Origin of the sequence: Burkholderia sp. KCJ3K979 (genome assembly GCF_016759955.1) — a bacterium.
GTDB lineage: Bacteria > Pseudomonadota > Gammaproteobacteria > Burkholderiales > Burkholderiaceae > Burkholderia > Burkholderia orbicola.
On record NZ_JACFYV010000276.1, the window covers coordinates 1 to 7,775 of the forward strand.

Below are 7,775 nucleotides of genomic sequence, written 5' to 3' on the forward strand. Positions count from 1 at the left end.
ACGTACCACAGCGCATCGGCCGAGGCGGTGCGTTTCGCTGTCGTATTGGCTGCCGTGTTCGTCGCGGCATTTGCTGCCGCACCGGCCGGTTTCTTCGATGCCGGGGCCGATGCGCCGGCCGTCGCCGTGCCCGCCGTCCCGGCCTGCGCGGTCATACCTGCGGCCGCCGAACTGCGCTGCGCGCGCGCTTCGAACGGCCCGAGCTGGAAGATCAACGTTTGCGCGGGACGCGTCACGACGGCATACGGAAACTGCAGCTCCCACGACATCAGCACGCGCCCGGCCGACGTCTCGGTGAAGATCGCCGGCACGTGCTTCATGTCGCTGAACTGCACGTAGACCCGCGCACCGTCGTCGAACACCTGGGTCGGCTTGGCCTGATCGGCGCCGGTGACCGTCCATCCGAAGTTGTACGTACCGGCCGGGCCGGCGGGGCCCCCCTGCGGCGGCGCCGGCGGCGAGGCCGGCGAGATCGTCCGCGCGCGCGTGACGGGCGGCGCCGACACGCTCAGGCTCGCGAACGGGTTGTACGTCTGCGCCTGTTGCGGCGGCGTGAAGGAGGGGGGAAGGATGGGCATGGGAGTATCCGGCGAATCCGGCATGGTCCGGATTGCATCATAGACCTTGCGCGCATAGGCGAGGCGCTTGTCGGGCGACGCGGAGTTGTACGCGCCGATCGCGTTCCAGTTGGGGCCGAGCTGGCGGATGTTCTGCGACAGGATCCACGCCCCGACGTACGCGTTCGTGCACGCATCGAACAGGCTTTCCCGTGTGATGCCTTCGCGGGCGAGCGTCGGCAGCCACGTGCTGTTGATCTGCATCAGCCCGATGTCGACCGTGCCGTTGGTATTCGTGTTGACGGCGTTCGGATTCATCCCCGATTCGACTTGCGCGATGCCGCGCATCAGGGCGACGCTCACGTGCTGGAACGCGGCCGCGTCGTCCAGGCAATCTGCCCGCGCGACGCCGCAGAGCGCGCACGCGAGCGCGATCGTCGAGGCGAAGGGCAGCGAGTGGCGGCCGAACAGGCGAGTGGTATGACGCGGCATGGCAGGATGGGGCGGAATCCGGGCGCCCGGTGCAAGGAAATTACGCAGACGCGAAGTGTGCCATAGCAGCCGGGCAAATGGCTCGCGTCAAACTTTCCTTTGCATTTATCCGCGCGTTCGACGCGCATTTGTATCGCGCCGGATCAGGGTCCGAGGCGTTGCAGGATCGGTAAGAATGGCCGGCATTGGCGCGAATGCCGATGCAATGGCGGCGACCGGAACCTGACGTATTACGTCATTCGCCGGGTGAAACCGGCAATCAAGCGAGCGAAAGAGAAAATCGCGCGCCAGCCGTTCGTGGCGCAAAAGGAAGCGGCAAAAAATCGGCGGCCGAAGCCGCCGTATGTGCAATGCGGGAGTCGACCGGCCACGTGGAGCGCAGTCGGCCGTCTCCGGGTATCGCGATTCGCGATCAGAAGCGGTGACGCAGGCCGAGGTTGACCATCGTCTGCGAGCTCGTGCCCGCATAACCGTACGAGCCGATCGATGCCTGCGCGGCCATCGAGCCGCCGTTGCCGTCGCCGGTCTGGCCGCTTGCGTGCTGATACGCGGCGGTCAGGTAGACGTCGGTGCGCTTCGACAGGCTGTAGTCGGCGCCGGCCGATACCTGGTGATAGGTCGCCGACGTGTCGCCGCCCGAGCGCGTGTAGCTGTAGCCGACACCGACGAGCAGCGCGTTCGTCGCCTGGTAGTTCACGAAGCCTTGCCCCGTGTTGTAGTGCTCGTTCGAGCCGAACACCGAGCTCGCGTCGCGGCGGTATTGCGCATTGCTGTAGCCGACGCCGAACGTGAACGGGCCGGCGACGTACTGGCCCGCGATGCGCGCGATGCCGAACGAGTGCGCGCTGGCATAGCCGCTGTTGATCGGGCCGTCGAACGTGCCGTCCGACGAGCTGGTCCAGCCGTTGCGCACGCCGTTTGACGCGGGGCTGTTGGTCGCGTGGAAGTAGCCGCCGGCGACGCTGAACGGCCCGTTGTTGTACGACACGGCGGCCGAGTACGACTGCGCGGCGCCGGTGCTGCCGGCGATCCCGCCGAACGAATACATCGCCGCGAACTGCAGGCCCGAATAGACGGCCGACGTGTACTTCACCGCGTTGTCGACGCGGAAGCTGTTGTCGTAGTTGTCGACGTCGCCCGGCGTCGCGAACGCGCTGCCCAGGTAGTTGTCGGCGGTGATGCCCTGCACGAGGTCGACGAGCGGGTCGTACTGGCGGCCGAACGTGAGCGTGCCGTAGCGGTCGCTCGTCAGGCCGACGAAGGCCTGACGGCCGAACAGGCGGCCGCCCTGGCCCTGCCGGCCGTTGCTCGGGTCGAAGCCGTTTTCCAGCTGGAACAGTGCCTTCAGCCCGCCGCCGAGATCCTCGGTGCCTTTCACGCCCCAGCGGCTGCCGGCGAGGTTACCCGCGCTGCTGTTGCCGAGCATCCACGCGTTGTCCTTGCCCTGTGCGTGATTCACATAGGTGATCGACGTGTCGATCACGCCATACAGCGTGACGCTCGATTGCGCATGCGCGACGGGCATCGCCGCGAACGACGCGAGCGAAATCAGCGAGAGGGTCGTGCGTTTCATGTCATCTCCTTGGCGCATTGGTGGGGGTTCGTGATCCGGAATGGCAGGAGACTACAGAGCCGCGATAAAACGGCAAAAATGAAATTCTCCGTTGTGGCCTGATGCCGACAGGCGCATTCCCGGAAATTCATTTTTGAGGGATTTGAATTATTGATCGTTGCGTATCAATGGGTTTCTGTTTCGCGTTTTTTTCAGCGCGGTTTGCATGGGGCGTGATAATTCGGCGCGATTTTCGCGTGAATTCCCGCAATCTCAATATTGTTATCGATCCGTCAAATCATTATTTAACGAATCGAATTGGCCGGGCTGGAACGAGTGTGATAACCGCATGCGGTCCGCCATCCGCGGGGCGACACTCACGCGGCTTCGCCATCCTCCGCTCCGCGTCAGCGTCGCCACCGGCGCACCGAAACCGAGGTCGCTATCTTACTTTTGTATATAATAATCATTCTCATTTACAGAATCGTTGACGCTCGCGCACCCGGAACCCGGCCATGTCCGCTGACAAGCTGTCCCTCCATCGAGAAATCGACGCCCTCTATGTCGGCCACCACGCGTGGCTGCGCGGCTGGCTGAGCCGGAAGCTCGGTTGCGCACACCGCGCGGCCGACCTGGCGCACGACACGTTCGTGCGCCTGCTCGCACGCGACGAGCCGATCGGCGCCGACGAGCCGCGTGCGTTCCTGACCACGGTCGCGCAGCGTGTGCTGAGCAACCACTGGCGGCGCGAGCAGATCGAGCGCGCGTATCTCGACGTGCTCGCGCAGCGCCCGGAAGCGGTTGGGCCGTCGCCGGAAGAGCGGGCCGTCATGGTCGAGACGCTGCTCGAGATCGACCGGCTGCTCGACGGCCTGCCGCCCGCGGCGAAGCGTGCGTTCCTGCTCGCACAGCTCGACGGGCTCACGCAGGTCGAGATCGCGCGCCAGCTCGGCGTGTCGCTCGCGACGGTGAAGCGCTATCTCGTGAAGGCCGGCACGCAGTGCTTCTTCGCGATGGCGGCCTGACCGATGGCCGCCCCGGGAGCGCCGGCGGTGCCGCCGCACGTCGCCCGTCGCGCAGTCGAGTGGTGGGTCGACCGGCAGTCCGGCCGCACGGACGACGCGTTCACCGCCGCGCTCGCGCGCTGGCGCGCGGAAGATCCGGCGCACGACGCGGCGTGGCGTCACATCGAAGCGATGCAGGGCCGGTTCGGCCGGCTGGCGGCCGGGCTCGACGCGCAGGCCGCACAGGCCGCGCTGCTGCCGAAGCGGGCCGGCCGCCGCACGGCCGTGAAGACGCTGGCCGTGCTGCTGTTCGCGGGCGGCGCCGCATGGATGGCCGAGCCTTCGCGGCGCGCGACGATCTGGCCGGCGGACCTACGCACGGCGGTCGGGGAGCGGCGCACGGTGACGCTTGCGGATGGCACGGTCGTCGTGCTCGATACCGACACGGCGCTCGACGTGCGCTTCGACGATATGGCGCGGCGCCTGCGCTTGCTGCGCGGCACGATCATGATCACCAGCGGTCACGACGATCGTCTGCCCGCGCGGCCGCTCGTCGTCGCGACCGCGCAGGGCGAGCTGCGACCGCTCGGCACGCGCTTCGCGGTGCGGCAGCGCGACGGCGCGACACGCGTCGAGGTGTTCGCCGGCGCCGTCCAGGTGCAGCCGGTCGATGCGTCGGCCGGCTCGCGCGTGATCGCGGCCGGGACGGGCGCGGATTTCACGCGCGACGCGATCGGGGCGCCTGCGCCGCTCGATCCCTATGCGTCCGCGTGGACGAGCGGCATGCTCGTCGCGTCGCGCATGCGGCTGGCCGATCTCGTTGCCGAGCTCGACCGCTATCGCCGGGGCAACCTGCGCTGCGATCCGGCCGTGGCCGACCTGCGCGTGTCGGGCACCTATCCGCTCGACGATCCGCAGCGCGTGCTCGATACGCTGATGGCGATGCTGCCGATCGACGTCCATTACCTGACGCGTTACTGGGCGACCGTCGTGCCGGCCTATTCGACCCATTCGTGAGCGCGCCGAAAAATTTTTTCGCCGACCTGAGCTGTTTCTCGATCTTCGCGTGACATGGGTAATGAAAGCAGCCCTAGCCTATCGTCCACCGACTCTCCGATCATGGCTTCCATCCGTCTCACGTATCAGCGCCGTCCGGCGCCCGCCCGTCATCTGCCGCGCGCGTCGCGCCCGGCCGCGTCGGGCCGTCTTGCCCGCCGGCTGGCGGGTGCCGTCCTGCTGTCGGCACTGCTGCCGCTGCCCGCGCTGGCCGACACCGACGCCGATGCGGCGCCCGCCACGCAGCGCGCGTCGCGTCGGGCGTTCGACATTCCGGCCGGCCCGCTCGAAGCGGCGCTGAACCGGTTCGGCCGCGACGCGGGCATCCTGCTCGCATTTCCGCCCGAGTTGACGGCCGGTCTCGCGAGCGGCGGCGTGCACGGCCGGTTCGACGTCGACGGCGCGTTCGACCGCCTGCTGGCCGGCACGGGGCTCGTCGCGCTGCGCCAGCCGGGCGGTGGCTACACGCTGATGCGCGCCGACGGCTCGGCGGCCGGCTCCGTGGCGGCCGGCGTCGCGCCGGCCACCGAGTTGCCGACGATCGACGTGCGCTCCAGCGCCTTGCGCGCCGAAAGCTATCGCGCGCCGAAGGAAGCGGGCGTGCTGCGCTCCGACATTCCGCTGCTCGACACCGCGCAGGCCGTCAACATCGTGCCCGCGCAGGTGCTGCGCGACCAGCGGCCGCGCAATCTCGACGATGCGCTCGGCAACGTGAGCGGCATCACGCAGGGCAACACGCTCGCCGGCACGCAGGACACGATCATGAAGCGCGGCTTCGGCGGCAACCGCGACGGCTCGATCATGCAGAACGGCATGCCGCTCGTGCAGGGCCGCGCGTTCAACGCGGCGACCGACAGCGTCGAGGTGCTGAAGGGGCCGACGTCGCTGCTGTACGGGCTGATGGACCCGGGCGGCGTCGTCAACGTCGTCACCAAGCAGCCGCAGCTCGTGCGCTACAACGCGATCTCGCTCGGCGCGTCGACGTTCGGGCACGGCAAGAACGGCGGCAGCGCGACCTTCGATTCGACCGGGCCGGTCGGCGATTCGCGGCTCGCGTACCGGCTGATCGTCGACCAGTCGAACGAACAGTACTGGCGCAACTTCGGCGAGTACCGGCAGACCTTCGTCGCGCCGTCGCTCGCGTGGTACGGCCGCGATACGCAGGTCGCGGTGTCGTACCAGTACCGCAGGTTCCATTCGCCGTTCGATCGCGGTACCGCGCTCGACCCGCGCACCAATGCGCCGCTCGACATCCCCGCACGGCGGCGCATCGACGAGCCGTTCAACAACATGGACGGCGAATCGCAGCTCGCGCAATTGAGCGTCGATCACCAGTTCAACGCGGACTGGAGCGCGCATTTCGGCTACAGCTACAACCGCGAGACCTACGACGCGAACCAGTTGCGCACGACCGGCGTCGACCCGGTGAAGGGCACGATGACGCGCAGCAACGATGCGACGCACGGCTCGCTCAGCACCGACAGCTACGGGATCGGCTACGTGACCGGCAAGCTGACGCTCGCGGGGATGCGGCACGACGTGCAGGTCGGCTTCGATACCGAATACCGCCGCATCTATCGCAAGGACCTGCTGCGCCAGGCGGTGAAGACGCCGTTCAGTTATATCGATCCGGTGTACGGGCTGCTGCCGCCGTCGAGCACGGTGTCCGCGAGCGACAGCGACCAGACCGACACGCTGCACGATGCGTCCGCGTTCTTCCAGGACACCGTCCACCTGACCGACAAGTGGATCGTGTCGGGCGGCCTCCGCTACATCACGTACAACCAGGTGGCGGGGCGCGGCCGGCCGTTCGTCGCGAACACCGATCTCAGCGGCTCGAAGTGGCTGCCGCGCGCGGGCATCGTCTACAAGTGGACCGATGCGTTTTCGCTGTACGGCAGCTATTCGCAGTCGCTGAAGCCGTCGTCGTCGATCGCGCCGATGACGGGCTACATCATCGACGGCGCGACGCCGCCCGAGGAAGCGACCGCGTGGGAAGTGGGCGGCAAGCTCGACTTGGCCGGCGGGATGACCGGCACGCTCGCGCTGTTCAACATCGACAAGAAGAACGTGCTCGTGTCGCAGTACAACGACGCGACGAAGCTGACCGACTGGCGCACCTCGGGCAAGGCGCGCTCGCGCGGCGTCGAACTCGACGTCTCCGGCAAGATCGGCGAACGCGTGAACGTGATCGCGAGCTACGCGTACATCGACGCGAAGACGACCGAGGACCCGCTGTACGCGGGCAACCAGCTGTGGAACGTCGCGCGTCACACTGCGTCGTTCGCCGCCGTCTACGACTTCGGCACGGTGGCGGGCGGCGACGATCTGCGTATCGGCGCGGACGTGCGTTACGTCGGCGCGCGGCCCGGCGATTCGGCGAACAGCTTCACGCTGCCGTCGTACGTGCTCGCCGACGCGTTCGCGACCTACGACACGCGGATCGGCAAGCAGAAGCTGTCGTTCCAGCTCAACGTGAAGAACCTGTTCAACCGCACGTACTACCCGTCGAGCGCGAACCGCTACTTCGTCGCGATCGGCGACGCGCGCCAGGTGTCGCTGCTGACCACGCTGCAGTTCTGACCATGCAATCGCCGTGCGGCCATTGCGTCGGCGCGCGGCTTCGGAGAGGAATCCAGATGAATCTGAAGATGAAGAGCGGTGCGCGCCGCCGCCTGTTGCGCGCGATCGCGGGGTCGGCGCTCGCGTTGTTCGCGGTTGTTGGCGCCGGTGTCTTGGCGCCCGCGTTCGCCGCCGATGCGTCGCCGGCCGTCACGCGCGTCGCGATGCTCGTGCAACTGCACGGCCCGAACCTGAAGGTCGACGAACGCATCGGCCAGCATCTCGGCGAACGCGGCTACGCGGTGCGCCTGATCGACGAGTCGGCCACGCCCGATGCGGTGCGCGACGCCGATCTGGTGGTGATCTCGTCGACGGTATCGTCGAAGAACGTGCGGCCCGGCTGGCGCATGCTCGACAAGCCGCTCGTGACGTGGGAAAACGACCTGCTCGACGATCTCGCGATGACGGGCAAGCGGCACGACGTCGACTTCGGCGAAACGGGCAAGGAGCGCTACCTGTGGCTCGTCAACGCGCCGCATCTGATCGCGGCCG

The 7,775-nt window shown here is 67.7% G+C and carries 5 protein-coding genes and 1 pseudogene; 4 read left to right on the forward strand and 2 right to left on the reverse strand.

Annotation, left to right across the window (positions count from 1 at the left end):
* Both H3O04_RS32210 and H3O04_RS32215 read right to left on the reverse strand, forming a co-directional pair.
* On the reverse strand, positions 1–1,049 hold a 1,049-nt coding region (locus H3O04_RS32210), incomplete at its 3' end, for a lytic transglycosylase domain-containing protein (RefSeq protein WP_202589226.1).
* 412 nt (positions 1,050–1,461) lie between these two features.
* Positions 1,462–2,622 carry a porin gene (locus H3O04_RS32215; protein ID WP_011545139.1) on the reverse strand — a complete coding sequence of 387 codons (1,161 nt, stop codon included), beginning with the start codon at positions 2,620–2,622 and terminating at the stop codon, positions 1,462–1,464.
* Positions 2,623–3,116: 494 nt separating this feature from the next.
* Between H3O04_RS32215 and H3O04_RS32220 the strand changes: the two genes are divergently transcribed.
* The 4 genes and pseudogenes from H3O04_RS32220 to H3O04_RS32235 form a co-directional block, all read left to right on the forward strand.
* Positions 3,117–3,626 carry a sigma-70 family RNA polymerase sigma factor gene (locus H3O04_RS32220; protein WP_011545141.1) on the forward strand — a complete coding sequence of 170 codons (510 nt, stop codon included), beginning with the start codon at positions 3,117–3,119 and terminating at the stop codon, positions 3,624–3,626.
* 3 nt (positions 3,627–3,629) lie between these two features.
* Complete coding sequence (locus H3O04_RS32225) at positions 3,630–4,622, forward strand: FecR domain-containing protein (RefSeq protein ID WP_054927601.1); 993 nt, start codon at positions 3,630–3,632, stop codon at positions 4,620–4,622.
* Between the two features lie 54 nt (positions 4,623–4,676).
* The gene (locus H3O04_RS32230) at positions 4,677–7,244 is read left to right on the forward strand and encodes a TonB-dependent siderophore receptor (protein WP_202589227.1); all 2,568 of its coding nucleotides are present in this window, start codon (positions 4,677–4,679) and stop codon (positions 7,242–7,244) included.
* 56 nt (positions 7,245–7,300) lie between these two features.
* A pseudogene (locus tag H3O04_RS32235) lies at positions 7,301–7,775 on the forward strand (hypothetical protein); the annotation flags it as partial.

Bases quoted from the DNA above. Each gene is read 5' to 3' on its own strand.
- H3O04_RS32230 (WP_202589227.1), top strand. From the start codon at position 4,677: ATGGGTAATGAAAGCAGCCCTAGCCTATCGTCCACCGACTCTCCGATC.
- H3O04_RS32220 (WP_011545141.1), top strand. From the start codon at position 3,117: ATGTCCGCTGACAAGCTGTCCCTCCATCGAGAAATCGACGCCCTCTAT.
- H3O04_RS32225 (WP_054927601.1), top strand. From the start codon at position 3,630: ATGGCCGCCCCGGGAGCGCCGGCGGTGCCGCCGCACGTCGCCCGTCGC.
- H3O04_RS32215 (WP_011545139.1), bottom strand. From the start codon at position 2,622: ATGAAACGCACGACCCTCTCGCTGATTTCGCTCGCGTCGTTCGCGGCG.